Annotated in this window: 9 protein-coding genes; 6 read left to right on the forward strand and 3 right to left on the reverse strand. The window is 66.3% G+C overall.

Annotation, left to right across the window (positions count from 1 at the left end; genetic code table 11):
• Nucleotides 1-153 precede the first annotated feature (153 nt).
• Nucleotides 154-5,127, reverse strand: coding sequence for an NAD-glutamate dehydrogenase (locus RTX79_RS04450; RefSeq protein ID WP_345784475.1), 4,974 nt, complete (start codon nt 5,125-5,127; stop codon nt 154-156).
• Nucleotides 5,128-5,389: 262 nt separating this feature from the next.
• Between RTX79_RS04450 and RTX79_RS04460 the strand changes: the two genes are divergently transcribed.
• Genes RTX79_RS04460 through RTX79_RS04470 form a run of 3 tightly spaced genes read left to right on the forward strand, consistent with a single transcriptional unit; the run spans nt 5,390 to nt 10,512 of the window.
• The gene (locus RTX79_RS04460) at nt 5,390-6,046 is read left to right on the forward strand and encodes a TetR/AcrR family transcriptional regulator (RefSeq protein WP_083491965.1); all 657 of its coding nucleotides are present in this window, start codon (nt 5,390-5,392) and stop codon (nt 6,044-6,046) included.
• Complete coding sequence (locus RTX79_RS04465) at nt 6,046-7,323, forward strand: efflux RND transporter periplasmic adaptor subunit (RefSeq protein WP_312682115.1); 1,278 nt, start codon at nt 6,046-6,048, stop codon at nt 7,321-7,323. Before RTX79_RS04460 ends, RTX79_RS04465 begins: the two co-directional genes overlap by 1 nt.
• 15 nt (nt 7,324-7,338) lie before the next feature.
• Nucleotides 7,339-10,512 (forward strand): multidrug efflux RND transporter permease subunit, encoded by a 3,174-nt coding sequence (locus RTX79_RS04470; protein ID WP_057507942.1) that lies wholly within the window; start codon nt 7,339-7,341, stop codon nt 10,510-10,512.
• Between the two features lie 89 nt (nt 10,513-10,601).
• Here RTX79_RS04470 and RTX79_RS04475 read toward each other — a convergent pair whose 3' ends face one another.
• Together RTX79_RS04475 and RTX79_RS04480 are read right to left on the reverse strand one after the other, a co-directional pair.
• On the reverse strand, nt 10,602-10,895 hold the full coding sequence (locus tag RTX79_RS04475; protein WP_312682117.1) for a hypothetical protein: 294 nt from the start codon (nt 10,893-10,895) through the stop codon (nt 10,602-10,604).
• A gap of 89 nt (nt 10,896-10,984) precedes the next feature.
• Entirely contained in the window at nt 10,985-12,163 is a 1,179-nt protein-coding gene (locus RTX79_RS04480) for an acyl-CoA dehydrogenase family protein (protein ID WP_428695944.1), read from the reverse strand.
• Between the two features lie 184 nt (nt 12,164-12,347).
• Here RTX79_RS04480 and RTX79_RS04485 point away from each other — a divergent pair, with 184 nt between their 5' ends.
• The 3 genes from RTX79_RS04485 to metH are packed head-to-tail and all read left to right on the forward strand — an operon-like array spanning nt 12,348 to nt 17,072.
• Complete coding sequence (locus RTX79_RS04485; protein ID WP_057507946.1) at nt 12,348-13,277, forward strand: ArsR/SmtB family transcription factor; 930 nt, start codon at nt 12,348-12,350, stop codon at nt 13,275-13,277.
• 7 nt (nt 13,278-13,284) lie between these two features.
• Nucleotides 13,285-14,391 carry a homocysteine S-methyltransferase family protein gene (locus tag RTX79_RS04490; protein WP_312682120.1) on the forward strand — a complete coding sequence of 369 codons (1,107 nt, stop codon included), beginning with the start codon at nt 13,285-13,287 and terminating at the stop codon, nt 14,389-14,391.
• Nucleotides 14,388-17,072: a methionine synthase gene (metH, locus tag RTX79_RS04495; RefSeq protein ID WP_312682121.1), complete on the forward strand. Its 2,685-nt coding sequence runs from the start codon at nt 14,388-14,390 to the stop codon at nt 17,070-17,072. Before RTX79_RS04490 ends, metH begins: the two co-directional genes overlap by 4 nt.
• Nucleotides 17,073-17,110: the final 38 nt, after the last annotated feature.

Raw genomic sequence — 17,110 nt, forward strand, 5'->3', positions numbered from 1 at the left:
GAAACCGCGCCACGTTGTCGGCCTGAATGCATCAGGCCTGGAGCCCCCTGAGTCAGGGGGGCGCGCCAAAGGCGCGGGGGTGTGGAAGCTGGTGAGACGGGGCCCACGCTCTGCAAGGCAGAGCGTGGGGCGTAAGCGCGATTGCGCTGAAGCTTACCCGTGCGAGGCCAGCTGGCCCAGGCGCTGGACCGCGACCGAGACGGTCGGGTAGTCCAGGGTCTTCTGCTCGGCCAGTTCGCCCAGCATCGCCAGGGTGAAGCGCAGGCTGTTGTCGTCACGACCCACCCATGCGGCGACTTTGGCTTCAGCCGTGCCGCCCTTGGTGGCCAGCACCTGGCCCGCCAGGTTGCGGTGGTGGGCGGCCAGTTCGTCACGCAGCACGCCACGTGCCACCGCATGCCAACGGCCGTTGACCTCCAGCGCGTCGACCTGCTCGAACAACCACGGCAGGCTGAGCGCCTCGCCCAGGCGGAAGTGGATCTTGGACACGTCCACCGGCTTGAGCTTGCGGGTGCGTGCCAGTTCGATGATGTCGAACGCCGGGGCCAGGAAGTGCAGCTCGGACAGCTGCTGCGCCAGGCCGGCCGGCAGGCCCTTTTCCACCCACTGCTGCACCAGCGCTTCGTAGGTCGGGCGCTGCGAATCGGGCAGCACGCCGGACGCCACGCGGATGTCGTTGAACGGACCCTGGTAGCGGTTGACCGCCTCGGTGATGCCCGGCATCGGGCCGGGGCGGAACAGCAGCCAGCGCACGAACGCACGCTGCAGTTTCCAGATCACTTCCAGCGCATCGACCTGCACCGATTCGGGCACCTGCCCGTCCAGTGCGTCGATCTGCGCCCACAGCGCGCGTGCATCCAGCGTTTCGCGGCTGATGGTGTACGCCTTGGCGACCTCGGCGATGGAGCGGCCGGTGTCTTCCTGCATGCGCATCAGGAAGGTGGCACCCATCCGGTTGATGGTCTGGTTGGTCACTGCCGTGGCGATGATCTCGCGCTTCAGGCGGTGGCGTTCCATGGCATCGGCGTACTTCTTCTGCAGCGGCTGCGGGAAGTAGCGCTGCAGCTCCTTGGACAGGTACGGGTCTTCCGGGATGTCCGATTCCAGCAGCTGCTGGAAGGCCACCAGCTTGGAGTAGGACAGCAGCACCGACAGCTCCGGGCGGGTCAGGCCCTGGCCGCGCGCCTTGCGCTGGGACAGCTCGGCGTCGGACGGCAGGAACTCGATCTGCCGGTCCAGCAGGCCCTGCTGTTCCAGGGTACGGATGAAGTGCTGCTTGGAGCCCAGGCGCTTGACCGCCATCCGCTCCATCAGGCTCAGCGCCTGGTTCTGGCGGTAGTTGTCATTGAGTACCAGCGCGGCCACTTCGTCGGTCATCGAAGCCAGCAGCTTGTTGCGCTGCTCGACGGTGAGCTTCTTGGCGCGCACCACGTCGTTGAGCAGGATCTTGATGTTCACCTCGTGGTCGGAGGTGTCCACGCCGGCGGAGTTGTCGATGAAGTCGGTGTTGAGCAGCACGCCGGCCTGGGCCGCTTCGATGCGCCCCAGCTGGGTCATGCCGAGGTTGCCGCCCTCGCCCACCACCTTGCAGCGCAGCTCGGTGCCGTTGACGCGCAGCGCGTTGTTGGCGCGGTCGCCGACATCGCTGTGCTGCTCGCTGGTGGCCTTGACGTAGGTACCGATGCCGCCGTTCCACAGCAGGTCCACCGGCGCCTTCAGGATCGCGCTCATCAGGTCGTTCGGCGACAGCGCCTTGACCGAATCTTCCAGCCCGAGCGCCTCACGCACCTGCGGGGTGATCTCGATGGACTTCAGCGAACGCGGGAAGATGCCACCGCCCTTGCTGATCAGCTTGGCATCGTAGTCGGCCCAGCTGGAACGCGGCACGGTGAACATGCGCTCGCGTTCGACGAAAGAGCTGGCCGCATCCGGGTTCGGGTCCAGGAAGATGTGGCGGTGGTCGAAGGCGGCCACCAGGCGGATGTGGCGCGACAACAGCATGCCGTTGCCGAACACATCGCCGGACATGTCACCCACGCCTGCGGCGGTGAAGTCCTGGCTCTGGCTGTCATGGCCCAGCGCACGGAAGTGGCGCTTGACCGACTCCCACGCACCGCGTGCGGTGATGCCCATGCCCTTGTGGTCGTAGCCTACCGAACCGCCGGAGGCGAATGCATCGCCCATCCAGAAGCCGTGCGCCACGGCCAGGCCGTTGGCGATGTCGGAGAAGGTCGCGGTGCCCTTGTCGGCGGCCACCACCAGGTACGGGTCGTCCATGTCGTGGCGGACCACGTCGATGGGCGGCACGATCTTGTTGTTGACGATGTTGTCGGTGATGTCCAGCAGGCCCTGGATGAACAGCTTGTAGCAGGCCACGCCATTGGCGAACACCGCATCGCGGTCACCGCTGGCCGGCGGGGTCTTGGCGAAGAAGCCACCCTTGGCGCCGACCGGGACGATCACCGTGTTCTTGACCATCTGTGCCTTCACCAGGCCCAGCACCTCGGTACGGAAGTCTTCGCGACGGTCCGACCAGCGCAGGCCACCACGCGCCACCGCACCGAAGCGCAGGTGCACGCCTTCAACGCGCGGACCGTAGACGAAGATCTCGCGGTACGGACGCGGCTTGGGCAGGTCCGGCACCAGCGCCGCATCGAACTTGAAGCTGATCACGTGGCCCGGCCGGCCGTTGGCATCGGTCTGGTAATAGCTGGTGCGCAGGGTGGCGTCGATCACGCCCATGAAGCTGCGCAGGATGCGGTCCTCGTCCAGGCTGGAGACGCGGTCCATCAGCTTCAGCAGCGCATCACGCGCGGCCTGCATCTGGCCATCGCGGTCCCCCTTGCGCGCATCGACCACGGTCTTGAGCACTTTCAGGGTGGCCTCGTCACCGGCGGCCAGCACGTCCAGGTGCGCCTTCAGCGTGGCCTGGCCGTGCGCGATGTCGTCCTTGCTCTCGTTGCCGGTCGCCGGGTCGAAGCGTGCTTCGAACAGTTCCACCAGCAGGCGCGCCAGCAGCGGATAGCGGGTGAAGGTGCCTTCCACGTAGGCCTGCGAGAACGGTACGCCGGTCTGCAGCAGGTACTTGCAATAACCTCGCAGCATCGCGACCTGGCGCCAGTGCAGGCCTGCAGCCAGCACCAGGCGGTTGAAGCCATCGTTCTCGGCATCGCCGTGCCACACGCGGGCAAAGGTCTCGCCGAAGGCTTCATCGACACTGGCCGCGTCGATGGCACCGGCCACCGATTCGACCTCGAAGTCCTGCACGTACACCGGGGCGTCGTCCACCGACAGGCGATACGGACGCTCGGAGATCACGCGCAGGCCCATGTTTTCCATCATCGGCAGCGCATCGGACAGCGGGATGTCATCCAGCTGGCGATACAGCTTCAGGCGCAGGCCATCGCCGTTCTCGCGCGGCACCGTCTGCAGGCTCAGGCGCAGGTCGTCCGGGCCGGTCAGCGCGTCGAGCTGGCTGACATCGCTGGCCGCCACCGCGGTGCTGTTGTCTTCGATGTAGCCGGCCGGCAATGCCTTGCCGATACGCGAGGCGATGCGCAGGCCTTCGGTCTCGCCATGGCGCGACACCAGGGTTTCACGCAGGTCGTCCTGCCAGTTGCGCAGCAGGTGGGCCAGGTTCTGTTCCAGCGCGCTGGTGTCCACGTCGACCACCGGGCCGGCCTTCGGACGCACGATCAGGTGCACCTGGGCCAGCGGCGATTCGCCCAGCACCACCGAGCTGTCCACGTGCTCGCCGTGCAGGGCGTCGCGCAGCATCGCTTCGATGCGCAGGCGCACATCGGTGTTGAAGCGTTCGCGCGGCAGGAAGGCCAGCGCGGAAATGAAGCGGGAATACTTGTCGCGGCGCAGGAACAGCCGGCTGCGGACCCGCTCCTGCAGGCCCAGCACGCCCATCGCCGTGCGGAACAGTTCGTCCTCGCTGGACTGGAACAGTTCTTCGCGCGGCAGGGTTTCCAGGATGTGGCGCAGTGCCTTGCCGCTGTGGCTGGACAGCGACAGGCCCGAACGCTGCATCACGTGCTCATAGCGCTGGCGCACCAGCGGGATTTCCCACGGGCGGCGGTTGTAGGCGCTGGAGGTGAACAGGCCGAGGAAGCGCTGCTCGCCGATGATCCGACCCTTTGCATCGAATTCCAGCACGCCGATGTAATCCATGTACCCGGCGCGGTGCACGCGCGAACGCGCGTTGGTCTTGGTCAGGATCAGCGCGTCCTTCAGGCCCGTGGTGGTGTTCAGGCCCTGCGCGGCGAGGGTCTTGACCGGGCGCGCGGCGGAGGTGTCGCGGCCCTTCATCAGGCCCAGGCCGGTATCGTTCAGCGGGGCCAGCACGTCTTCCTTGCCGTCCTTCTGCACGCGGTATTCGCGGTAACCGAAGAAGGTGAAGTGGTTGTCGGCGGCCCAGCGCAGGAACTCCTGCGCCTCCCGGCGCGAGGCGTCATCGACCGGCAGCTGGCGGCTGCCCAGGTCGTCGGCCACGGCCAGCGCCTTGTCACGCATCGGCTGCCAGTCGCGCACGATCGAACGCACTTCTTCCAGCGCCTTGGCGATGCCCTGCTCGACGTCGGCCATCGCCTCCGGGCTCTGGCGGTCGATCTCCAGCAGCATCACCGATTCGATCTCGCCCTCGCCGACCTTGGCCAGCTTGCCGGCCTTGTCACGGCTGAAGCGGATCACCGGGTGGCCCAGCACGTGCACGCCGATGCCCTGCTCGGCCAGCGCCATGGTCACCGTGTCCACCAGGAACGGCATGTCGTCGTTGACGATCTGCAGCACGGTATGCGGCGATTCCCAGCCGTTGGCCTTGGCGGTGGGGTTGAACACGCGCACGTTGGCCTTGCCGGCCTTGCGGCTGCGCGCGAACTCCAGCGTGTCAGCGGCCAGCGCGGCCCACTCTTCCACGCTGTGGTGCGGGAACTCATCCGCTTCCATGCGCTTGTAGAAGTCGGCGGCGAACGCTACTGCCTCGGCCTGCCCGGCCGCGGGGTATCGCTTGCGCAAGGCCGTGTACACCGGTTCCAGCGAGAAACCAGTTGCCGGGACAAGCTGGGTTTCCGCCGTGGCGGGCTTGGTTTTCACGGTTTTGACTGCAGACTTTTGCGATTTCATGGCAGAGCGAGTCGTGTTGCCCAGTTGGGAAAATGAAATTGTAGCCCTGTTGCAGGAAAAGGCCTTGCTGCAGGACGGAATATGCAGATACGGGTTGGGTGCCGTTTACATGGGCGCCAGCGCCGCGCACACCGTTCGCGCGCGTACGGCTGCCGCCATCGACGTGGCATGCCGACAGGATCGGCAAAGCCTGTGACAGAACTTGCCGCGGCAGGTCGCAAAACGTTTCCACAATTCTGAACTGGACGGTATAGTCCACTCCGTGAACCCCGCTCCCCTCCCCGCTGCCGACATGGACGCGCGCGATCTTCGTGTGTTCGATGCGGTGCGCGAGCTGCTCGCCCGGCATGGCATGCAGATGAGCATGGAAGCCGTGGCCCAGCACGCTGGATGTTCCAAGCAGACCCTGTATTCGCGCTACGGCAGCAAGCAGGAGCTGATGCGTCGGGTGGTGCAGCGGCATGTCTGCCGGGCCACCGCCGGGCTGCGCGGCCTGCGCGAAGATGATCTGCGCGGCAGCCTGATGCAGTTCGCCACCGACTACCTGGAGCACTTCAACCAGCCACACGTCGCCCAGGCCTGCCGGATGATTTCCGCCGATGCGGCGCAGTTTCCCGATGAGGCCCGCAGCCTGTGGCGCGACGGCACCGGCGCACTGACCCTTCATCTTGCTGAATGGATCGAATCCGCCATCGCCCGGGGGCAGCTCCGGCATGACGACCCGCACTTCATGGCTGAACTGCTAATCAGCATGATCGGTGGCCAGGATTTCGATCGACAGCGCTTCCACATGCCCCATCGCGACGACGCCGGGACGCGTCGGCGCTGGGCTGGATTTTCCGTCGACAGCTTCCTGCGCGCGTTCGCGCCGGCCGCTTCGCCCCAACCGCATTCAAACCAACTCCGGAGTTTCTCCTGATGATCGCCCCACTTCGCACCCTCGCACTGACGTGCGCTGTTGCCATTGCCCTGGCTGGCTGCAAGAAAGAAGAACAGCAGGCACCGCCGCCGCCGGAAGTGGGCGTGATCGATGCCAAGCCACAGACCCTGCCGCTGCAGCGCGAGCTGGTCGGCCGGCTGTCGCCGTTCCGCAGCGCCGATGTCCGCGCCCGCGTGCCGGGCGTGCTGCTCAAGCGCGTCTACCAGGAAGGCAGTGAGGTCAAGCAGGGCCAGACCCTGTTCCTGATCGACCCGGCGCCGCTGCGCGCCGAGCTCAACGCCTCCGAAGCCCAGCTCGCCTCGGCCCGCGCCACCTATGCCAATGCCAAGGTGGCAGCGGATCGCGCCCGTTCGCTGGCCCCGCAGAAGTATGTTTCCAAGGCCGACCTGGACAATGCCGAATCGGCCGAGCGCACCGCGCTGGCGGCGGTCAAGCAGTCCGAAGCCGCCGTGAGCAGCTCGCGCATCAGCCTGGGTTACGCCGAAGTCACCGCGCCGATCAGCGGCGTGGCCGGCAAGCAGCAGGTCACCGAAGGCGCGCTGGTCGGCCAGGGTGATGTCACCCTGCTGACCACCGTGGACCAGCTGGATCCGCTGTACGTCAACTTCTCGTTGAGCGTGGACGAGCTGTCGCAGCTGCGTGCGGCGCAGGCCAAGGGCGCGCTGGCGCTGAGCGGCGATGGCAAGGCCACCGTGCAGGTCAAGCTGTCCGATGGCACCAACTACAACCAGAACGGCACGCTGGACTTCTCCTCCACCACGGTCGACCCGGCCACCGGCGCGGTATCGCTGCGCGCGGTGCTGCCGAACCCGGACCGGATCCTGCTGCCGGGCGCCTTCGTCAGCTTCCAGGCGACCCTGGGCGAGCGCAACAACGCCTACCTGGTGCCCCAGCAGGCGCTGCTGCGTGATGCCACCGGCGGCTACCTGATGGTGGTCGGTGCTGACGGCAAGGCGCTGCGCCGCAACGTCAAGACCGAAGGCGCGCAGGGTAGCAACTGGCTGGTCACCGCCGGCCTGGAGCCGGGTGACAAGGTGGTGGTTGCCGGCGTGCAGAAGGTCAAGGAAGGCGCACCGGCCACGGCCAAGCCGTGGAGCCCGGAGCAGGCCGCTGCTGGCCAGGGCGCCCCTGCCGCCGGCCAGAAGCCGGCCGCCCAGGGCGATGCCGCAGCCGATGCCGCCGCGCCCGACGCCGCCGCGCAGGCCCCGGCCGCTGCCGACCAGGCAGCGCCGGCCTCCGATTCGACCAAGCAGTAACGGGAAAACTCCGTCATGCCTAAATTTTTCATCGAACACCCGGTCTTTGCCTGGGTGGTAGCGATCCTGATCTCGCTCAGCGGCGTGATCGCGATCCTCAACCTGGGTGTGGAGTCCTACCCCAGCATCGCCCCGCCACAGGTCACCGTGTCGGCCACCTACCCGGGCGCAAGCGCGGACACCACGGAAAAGTCGGTCACCCAGGTGATCGAGCAGCAGCTGACCGGCATCGATCACCTGCTGTATTTCAGCTCCTCGTCCTCGTCCAACGGCCGCGCCACGGTCACCCTGACCTTCGAAACCGGCACCGATGCGGACATCGCCCAGGTGCAGGTACAGAACAAGGTCTCGCTGGCGACCCCGCGCCTGCCCAGTGAAGTCACCCAGCAGGGCGTGGTGGTGGCCAAGGCCAACGCCGGCTTCCTGATGGTGGTGGCGCTGCGCTCGGATTCGGGCAGCATCAGCCGTGATGCGTTGAACGACATCGTCGCCTCGCGCGTTCTGGACCAGGTCTCGCGTATTCCCGGCGTCGGCAGCACCCAGCAGTTCGGTGGCGAGTACGCCATGAACATCTGGCTCAACCCCGAGCGCATGCAGGGCTACGGCCTCTCCGCCAGCCAGGTGCTGGCGGCGGTGCGCGAGCAGAACGTGCAGTTCGCCGCCGGTTCGCTGGGTTCGGACCCGGCCCCGGTCGGCCAGCACTTCACCGCCACGGTATCGGCCGAAGGCCGCTTCAGCACCCCGGAAGAGTTCGAGAACATCATCCTGCGCGCCAACCCGGATGGTTCGCGCGTGCTGCTGAAGGACATCGCCCGGATCGGCTTCGGCGCCGGCAACTACGGCTTTGATACCCAGTACAACGGCAAGCCGACCGGTGCCTTCGCGATCCAGCTGCTGCCCGGCGCGAATGCGCTGAACGTGGCCGAAGCCGTGCGCGCGAAGATGGACGAGCTGCAGCCGAGCTTCCCGGCCGGTGTCAGCTGGTTCTCTCCGTATGACAGCACCACCTTCGTCAAGATCTCCATCGAAGAGGTCATCAAGACGCTGATCGAAGCCATCATCCTGGTCTTCCTGGTGATGCTGATCTTCCTGCAGAACTTCCGTGCCACCCTGATCCCGACGCTGGTGATCCCGGTCGCGCTGCTGGGTACGTTCCTGGGCATGTGGATGATCGGCTTCACGATCAACCAGCTGACCCTGTTCGCGCTGGTGCTGGCGATCGGCATCGTGGTCGATGACGCGATCGTGGTGATCGAGAACGTCGAGCGCATCATGACCGACGAAGGGATGGCGCCGAAACAGGCCACCCAGAAGGCAATGACCCAGATCACCGGCGCGGTGGTGGCCATCACCGTGGTGCTGGCGGCGGTGTTCATCCCGTCCGCGCTGCAGGGCGGCGCGGCCGGCGAGATCTACAAGCAGTTCGCGCTGACCATCGCCATTTCGATGGCATTCTCGGCGTTCCTGGCGCTGGGCTTCACCCCGGCACTGTGCGCGACCTTCCTCAAGCCGACGCACAACGACAAGCCGAACATCGTCTACCGCACCTTCAACAAGTACTACGACAAGATCAGCGGCACCTACGTGGGCCATATCACCTCGGCGGTGAAGCATGCCCCGCGCTGGATGATCCTGTTCGTGGTGCTCGGCGCGCTGTGCGCGTTCCTGTTCACGCGCATGCCGGGCAGCTTCCTGCCCGAAGAAGACCAGGGCTACGCACTGGCCATCGTGCAGCTGCCGCCGGGTTCGACCAAGACCCAGACCAACGAAGTGTTCGCGCAGATGCGTGGCATCCTGGAAAAGCAGGAGGGCTTCGAAGGCCTGCTGCAGATCGCAGGTTTCAGCTTCGTGGGTTCCGGCGAAAACGTGGGCATGGGCTTCATCCGGCTCAAGCCCTGGGCCGACCGTGAGGTGACCGTACCCGAGCTGATCGGCAACATGAACGGCGCGTTCTATGGCATCAAGGAAGCGCAGATCTTCGTGGTCAACCTGCCTACCGTGCAGGGCCTTGGCCAGTTCGGCGGCTTCGACATGTGGCTGCAGGACCGTACCGGTGCCGGCTTCGAACAGCTCACCAACGCCCGCAACACCCTGCTGGGTGCAGCGGCGCAGAAGAGTGACCTGCTGACCGGCGTGCGCCCCAACGGACTGGAAAATGCCCCGCAGCTGGCCCTGCACGTGGACCGCGTGCAGGCGCAGGCGATGGGCATGTCGGTGTCGGACGTGTACAGCACCATCCAGCTGATGCTGGCCCCGGTGTACGTCAACGACTTCTTCAGCGAAGGCCGCATCAAGCGCGTGACCATGCAGGCCGATGCGCCGTACCGCACCGGCGAGGCGTCGCTGAAGAGCTTCTACAGCCCGTCCACGCTGGATACCAATGCCGACGGCACCAACACGATGATCCCGCTGAGCACCGTGGTGCGCTCGGAATGGGTGTCGGCGCCGCCGTCGCTGAGCCGCTACAACGGCTATTCGGCGGTGAACATCGTCGGCTCGCAGGCACCGGGACGCAGCTCCGGCGAAGCGATGACCGCGATGGAAGACATCGTGCGCGACGAACTGCCGGCCGGCTTCGGCTACGACTGGTCCGGCATGTCCTACCAGGAAATCCTGGCGGGCAACGCGGCCACGCTGCTGCTGGTGCTGTCCATCGTGGTGGTGTTCCTGTGCCTTGCCGCGCTGTATGAAAGCTGGTCGATCCCGGTCGCCGTGCTGCTGGTGGTGCCGCTGGGCGTGCTGGGTGCGCTGGTGTTCTCGATGGCCCGCGGCCTGCCCAACGATCTGTTCTTCAAGATCGGCCTGATCACGGTGATCGGCCTTGCGGCGAAGAACGCGATCCTGATCGTGGAGTTCGCGGTGGAACAGCGTGCGGCCGGCAAGACCCTGCGTGATGCCACCATCGAAGCGGCGCGCCTGCGCTTCCGCCCGATCCTGATGACCTCCTTCGCCTTCATCATGGGCGTCATCCCGATGGCCATCTCCACCGGTGCCGGCGCCAATTCCCGCCACGCCATCGGTACCGGCGTGATCGGCGGCATGGTGTTCGCCACCTTCCTCGGCCTGCTGATGATCCCGGTGTTCTTCATCGTGGTCCGCCGCATGCTGGGCGACAAGCTGGACGAACCCTCCAAGGAGTTCGTGGAGCGCCAGCACGAAGCCGGTGGCGCCCACCGCCCCGACCGCTGAGGGAGGTAGTGACGGCCGCTGGCCGTCACGCTCCCGATAAAAGAGGCCCCGGAGCGATCCGGGGCCTTTTTTTCATTCTTGCCCTGCTTTCAGCGCGCCGCGGCAACCGCCGCACACACCACCACGATGGCCAACGAGGGCCACTGCATCGGCAGGAAGAAGAAGTGATGCCGCGCCAGCTCGCCCTCCGGACGTGGTCCGCGATTGAGCACGAAACCCAGCACCGTGTTGATGGCCGCACCGATGCCACAGCCCAGCAGGAACTGCGGCAGCGTGATGTTGCCCTTGGCGACGGACGGATCGGGGTACAGCCAGAGCAACAACAGCACTGTGATGATCGGTGTCAGCAGGGTGAAAAAACCAGCACCACGGTAGATGACCATGCCCGTACCTGTTTTGAGAGGACGGGCATTCTAGGCGATCGTGCGGGCGGAGCGGGTCGCGCACCCGCCCACACGTTTACGCCGAAGCGTCAGCGCAGCCCGGTTTCGTTGCGGGCGATCACCAGGCGCTGGATCTCCGAGGTACCTTCGTAGATCTCGGTGATCTTGGCGTCACGGAAGTAGCGCTCCAGCGGCATTTCCTTCGAATACCCCATGCCGCCATGGATCTGCACGGCCTGGTGGGTGATCCACATCGCCGCTTCGGACGCGGTGAGCTTGGCGATCGCCGCCTCGTTGCTGAAACGCTTGCCCTCGCCCTTCACCCACGCCGCGCGCAGGGTCAGCAGCAGGGCGGCATCCAGCTTGCACTTCATGTCGGCGATCTTGGCCTGGGTCATCTGGAAGGTGCCGATGGCCGCGCCGAACGCCTTGCGCTCTTTCACGTACTCAAGGGTAGCCTCGTACGCCGCGCGGGCAATGCCGATGGCCTGCGAGGCGATGCCGATGCGGCCGGCGTCGAGCACGCCCATCGCGATCTTGAAGCCTTCGCCTTCCTGGCCCAGCAGGTCTTCAGCCTGCGCCACGTAATCGTTGAACTCGATCTCGCAGGTCGCCGATGCGCGGATGCCGAGCTTGGGCTCGGTCTTGCCGCGACCAAAACCGGCGTTGTCGGTGTCGATCAGGAACGCGCTGATGCCACGCGCGCCCTTGTCCGCATCGGTCATCGCGAACAGCACGATGTACTTGGCCACCGGGCCGGACGTGATCCAGCTCTTCTTGCCGTTGATCACGTAGCTGCCGTCGGCCTGCTTCACCGCGCGGCAGCGCATGGCTGTGGCATCCGAGCCGGACTGCGGCTCGGTCAGCGCGAAGGCGCCGATGGCGGCCCCTTCGGCGATGGCGCGCACGTACTTCTGCTTCTGGGCCTCGTTGCCGTGGGTCAGGATGCCGTTGCAGAACAGCGAATTGTTGACCGACATGATGGTGGAATGGGCGGCGTCACCGGCGGCGACTTCCACCATCGCCAGCACGTAGGCGATCGGGTCCATGCCCGCGCCGCCGTACTCGGCCGGCACTTCAATGCCCATCAGCCCGTTCTCGCCGAGCAGCTGGATGTTGGCCAGCGGGAACTCGCCCGTGCGGTCATGGTGCTCGGCGCTGGGCGCGATCTTTTCCTGCGCGATGCGGCGCGCAACGTCCTGCAGCATCAACTGCTCTTCGGTAAAGCTGAAATCCACAACGACCCCTCCCGGGTAATGAATCCCCAATTGTACTGGGGGGCAGCGGGTCCCGGCTGACTGGGGCACTGAACCCGTGCCCGGCGGATTGCCTGCGACCACACACCGCTGCGCTCGCCGACCATGGGTCGGCGCTAGCGTGCCGTCATGCGGTTGCTTGACCGTTCACGCCGCGGAGGCCAGAATATCTCTCTATCGCGATAGGTGGATATTTATGGATCTCGAGGATTGGTCGACCCGGCTGAAAGTGTTCGCCGACGCCACCCGGGTGCGCCTGTTGGCGCTGCTGGAGCAGGAAGAACTTACCGTGGCCGAGCTGTCGGCGATCACCCGGCTGGCGCAGCCGCGGGTATCGACGCATCTGGCGCGCCTGAAAGAAGCCGGGCTGGTGCGCGACCGCCGCGCGGGCGTGTCCGCGTATTACCGCTTCGACGACGCCCAGCTGGACCCGGCACAGCGCGCATTGTGGCATGCCTTGAGCACCGGCAGCGACGACCCGCTGCTGCGCCAGGATGCCGAACGCGTGGCCTCGGTGCTGGCCAGCCGTGCCGCCGACCAGAACTGGGCCGACAGCGTGGCCGGTGACATGGAACGCCATTACTCCCCGGGCCGCACCTGGGAAGCCTTGGCGCGCACCGCCCTGCCCCTGCTGGAAACCGGCGACGTGCTGGATATCGCCTCCGGCGATGGCGTGCTCGCCGAACTGGTGGCCCCGCATGCCAGCCGCTATGTCTGCATCGACACCAGCGCGCGCGTGGTTGCCGCCGCCAGCGAACGCCTGCGCCGCCTGCCCAACGTGGAAGTGCGCGAAGGCGACATGCATGCCCTCCCCTTCAAGGATCGCAGCTTCGACCTGGTCGTGCTGATGCATGCACTCACCTACGCCGCCAAGCCGGCCCAGGCGGTCACCGAAGCGGCGCGCGTGCTGCGCCCGGGCGGCCGCCTGCTGCTGTGCAGCCTGGCCCGCCATGAGCACAAGGCGGCGGTGGATGCCTACGGCCACGTCAACCTCGGCTTCAGTGACAAGGAGCTGCGCAAGTTCGTCGACAAGGCCGGGCTGCAGGTGTCGAGCCTGGAAACGGTGACGCGCGAAAAGCGCCCGCCGCATTTCGAAGTCATTTCGCTGATCGCCAACAAACCCTGAGGTCGCCGTGCCCGCCCTGCCCTGGTTGCATCCCGAACGTGCCACTGCCCTGCTGAGCGCCCTGCGCGAACGCATCCTGATCATCGACGGTGCGATGGGCACGATGATCCAGCGCCATGGGCTGCAGGAAGACGACTACCGCGGCGAGCGCTTCATCGGCGGTGTGGATACCCGGGCCGCCGGCCACGTGCATGGCGCCGGCTGCGACCACGGTCCGGTGCAGGAGCAGGACCTGAAAGGCAACAATGACCTGCTGCTGCTGACCCGGCCGGAGATCATCGCCGGCATCCATACCGAATACCTGCAGGCCGGCGCGGACCTGGTGGAGACCAATACCTTCAACGCCACCTCGGTCAGCCAGGCCGATTACCATCTCGAGCACCTGGTGTACGAGCTGAACAAGGCCGGCGCCGCCGTGGCGCGTGCCTGCTGCGATGCGATGGAAGCGACCACGCCGGACAAGCCGCGCTTCGTCATCGGGGTGCTCGGGCCGACCAGCCGTACCGCCTCGATCAGCCCGGACGTCAACGATCCCGGCTTCCGCAACACCAGCTTCGACGAACTGCGCGGCACCTACCGCGAGGCGATCGATGGCCTGATCGATGGGGGCGCCGATACGCTGATGGTGGAAACCATCTTCGACACCCTCAACGCCAAGGCGGCCCTGTTCGCGGTGGAAGAAGCCTTCGATGCGCGCGGCGCGCGCCTGCCGGTAATGATCTCCGGCACCATCACCGATGCCTCCGGACGCACCCTGTCCGGGCAGACCGCCGAAGCCTTCCATGCCTCGCTGGCGCACGCCCGACCGCTGTCGATCGGGCTCAACTGCGCGCTCGGCGCCGATGCGATGCGCCCGCACGTGGAGACGCTGTCCCAGGTGGCGGGATGCCATGTCAGTGCCCATCCCAACGCCGGCCTGCCCAATGCGTTCGGCGAGTACGACGAAACCCCCGAGGAAATGGCCGCCACCCTGCACGGCTTCGCCACCGACGGCCTGCTGAACCTGGTCGGCGGCTGCTGCGGCAGCACCCCGGCGCATATCCGCGCCATCGCAGAGGCCGTCGCCGGACTGCCGCCGCGTGCGCTGCCCGGTGCCCGGGAGCAGGCGGCATGAGCACCGCCCCGCACACCCGCCTGTCCGGACTGGAACCGCTGGTCATCACCCCGGACCTGCTGTTCATCAACATCGGCGAGCGCACCAACGTCACCGGCAGCGCGCAGTTCCGCAAACTGGTCAAGGAAGAACGCTACGAGGAAGCGGTCGACGTGGCGCGCCAGCAGGTGGCCAGCGGCGCGCAGATCCTCGACGTCAACATGGACGAAGGCCTGATCGATTCGGAAGCGGCAATGACGCGCTACCTCAACCTGATCATGTCCGAGCCGGATATCGCGCGCATCCCGGTGATGGTCGATTCCTCCAAGTGGAGCGTGATCGAAGCCGGGCTGAAATGCCTGCAGGGCAAGAGCGTGGTCAATTCGATCTCGTTGAAGGAAGGCGAAGACCTGTTCCGCGAGCATGCGCGCAAGGTGCTGCGCTACGGCGCCGCCGCGGTGGTGATGGCCTTCGACGAAGCCGGCCAGGCCGACACCTGCGCACGCAAGGTCGAGATCTGCACGCGGGCGTACCGCATCCTGGTGGACGAGATCGGCTTCCCGCCGCAGGACATCATCTTCGATCCGAACATCTTCGCCGTTGCCACCGGCATCGAAGAGCACGACAACTACGCGGTGGACTTCATCGAGGCCACCCGCATCATCAAGCGCACGCTGCCGCACTGCCATGTGTCCGGCGGCGTGTCCAACGTGTCCTTCTCCTTCCGCGGCAACGAGACGGTGCGCCAGGCGATCCACTCGGTGTTCCTGTACCACGCCATCGCCGCGGGCATGGACATGGGCATCGTCAACGCCGGCGCGATGCCGATCTACGACGACCTGGACGCGGAGCTGCGCGAACGCGTGGAGGACGTGATCCTCAACCGCCGCGCCGATGGCACCGAGCGCCTGCTGGAGATCGCCGAGCGCTACAAAGGCAGCAAGGGCGCGGCGCGGGTCGAAGACATGGCATGGCGTGAAAAGCCGGTCACCGACCGCCTGGCCCATGCGCTGGTGCACGGCCTGGATGCCTGGGTCGAACAGGACACCGAAGAAGCACGGCAAGCCTCCACGCGCCCGCTGGACGTCATCGAAGGTCCGCTGATGAACGGCATGAACGTGGTCGGCGACCTGTTCGGTGCCGGCAAGATGTTCCTGCCACAGGTGGTCAAGTCGGCGCGGGTGATGAAGAAGGCGGTGGCCTACCTGCTGCCCTACATCGAAGCGGAAAAACTGCGCAGCGGCGATACGGCGCGCAGCAACGGCAAGATCATCATGGCTACGGTCAAGGGCGATGTGCACGACATCGGCAAGAACATCGTCGGCGTGGTGCTGGCCTGCAACAACTTCGAGGTGATCGACCTGGGCGTCATGGTCCCGGCGCAGAAGATCCTGGACGCCGCACGCGCCGAGAACGCCGACATCATCGGGCTGTCCGGCCTGATCACCCCATCGCTGGAAGAGATGAGCCACGTGGCCCGCGAGATGCAGCGCCAGGGCTTCGAGCTGCCGCTGATGATCGGCGGCGCCACCACCTCGCGCGCGCATACCGCGTTGAAGATCGACCCGCATTACAAGGCGCCCACGGTGTGGGTGAAAGACGCGTCGCGCGCCGTAGGTGTGGCCCAGTCCCTGATCTCGCATGACCTGCGCGCCGCGTTCGTGGCGGCCAACGAAGCCGATTACGCCGACATCCGCCTGCGCCACCGCAACCGCGGCGATGCCAAGCGGCTGGTCAGCCTGGCCCATGCACGCGGCCAGCGTTTCGACGGCGGCTGGGCAGACTACGTGCCACCGGCGCCGAACCAGCCCGGACTTCACGTGTTCGATGACTATCCATTGGCCGAGCTGGTGGACTACATCGACTGGACGCCGTTCTTCCAGGCCTGGGAGCTGGCCGGCAAGTACCCGGCGATCCTTACCGACGAGATCGTGGGCAGCCAGGCCAGCGAGCTGTATCGCGATGCCCGGCAGATGCTCGACCGCATCGTCAAAGAGCGGTGGCTGCAGGCACGCGCGGTGTTCGGCCTGTGGCCCGCCAACAGCGTGGGCGATGACGTGCGCGTACAGCACCCTGACGGTGAGGCCACGCTGCACTTCCTGCGCCAGCAGGTCGACAAACCGGCCGAGCGTCCAGACTTCTGCCTGGCCGACTTCATCGCCCCCGCCGACAGTGGCCGCCAGGACTGGATCGGCGCGTTCGCGGTGACCGCCGGTATCGGCATCGATGCGCACGTCGCGCGTTTCGAAGCCGCCCATGATGACTACAACGCGATCCTGCTCAAGGCACTTGCCGACCGCTTCGCCGAAGCCCTGGCCGAGCGCCTGCACCAGCGCGTGCGCAAGGAGTTCTGGGGCCATGCCAACGACGAGACCCTCGACAACGATGCGCTGATCGCCGAGAAATACAGCGGCATCCGGCCTGCTCCCGGCTACCCGGCCTGCCCGGAGCACAGTGAGAAGGACACCTTGTTCCGGTTGCTGGACGCGCAGGGCAACGCCGGCATGCAGTTGACCGAAAGCTTCGCCATGCTGCCCACCGCGGCGGTGTCGGGCTACTACTTCAGCCATCCGCAGAGCCAGTATTTCGTGGTCGGGCGGGTCAGCCGCGAGCAGGTCACCGACTACGCCAAGCGCAAGGGCGTGGACCGCGTGCAGGCAGAGCGCTGGCTGGCCTCCAACCTGGATTACGATCCGGAGTAACAGCCGGCCCGCTGCGCTCGCCGACCCTGGGTCGGCGC

This window comes from Stenotrophomonas chelatiphaga (genome assembly GCF_032054965.1).
In the GTDB taxonomy this organism is placed as follows: domain Bacteria; phylum Pseudomonadota; class Gammaproteobacteria; order Xanthomonadales; family Xanthomonadaceae; genus Stenotrophomonas; species Stenotrophomonas chelatiphaga.

Bases quoted from the DNA above. Each gene is read 5' to 3' on its own strand.
- RTX79_RS04450 (WP_345784475.1), bottom strand. From the start codon at position 5,127: ATGAAATCGCAAAAGTCTGCAGTCAAAACCGTGAAAACCAAGCCCGCC.
- RTX79_RS04465 (WP_312682115.1), top strand. From the start codon at position 6,046: ATGATCGCCCCACTTCGCACCCTCGCACTGACGTGCGCTGTTGCCATT.
- RTX79_RS04470 (WP_057507942.1), top strand. From the start codon at position 7,339: ATGCCTAAATTTTTCATCGAACACCCGGTCTTTGCCTGGGTGGTAGCG.
- RTX79_RS04475 (WP_312682117.1), bottom strand. From the start codon at position 10,895: ATGGTCATCTACCGTGGTGCTGGTTTTTTCACCCTGCTGACACCGATC.
- RTX79_RS04485 (WP_057507946.1), top strand. From the start codon at position 12,348: ATGGATCTCGAGGATTGGTCGACCCGGCTGAAAGTGTTCGCCGACGCC.
- metH (WP_312682121.1), top strand. From the start codon at position 14,388: ATGAGCACCGCCCCGCACACCCGCCTGTCCGGACTGGAACCGCTGGTC.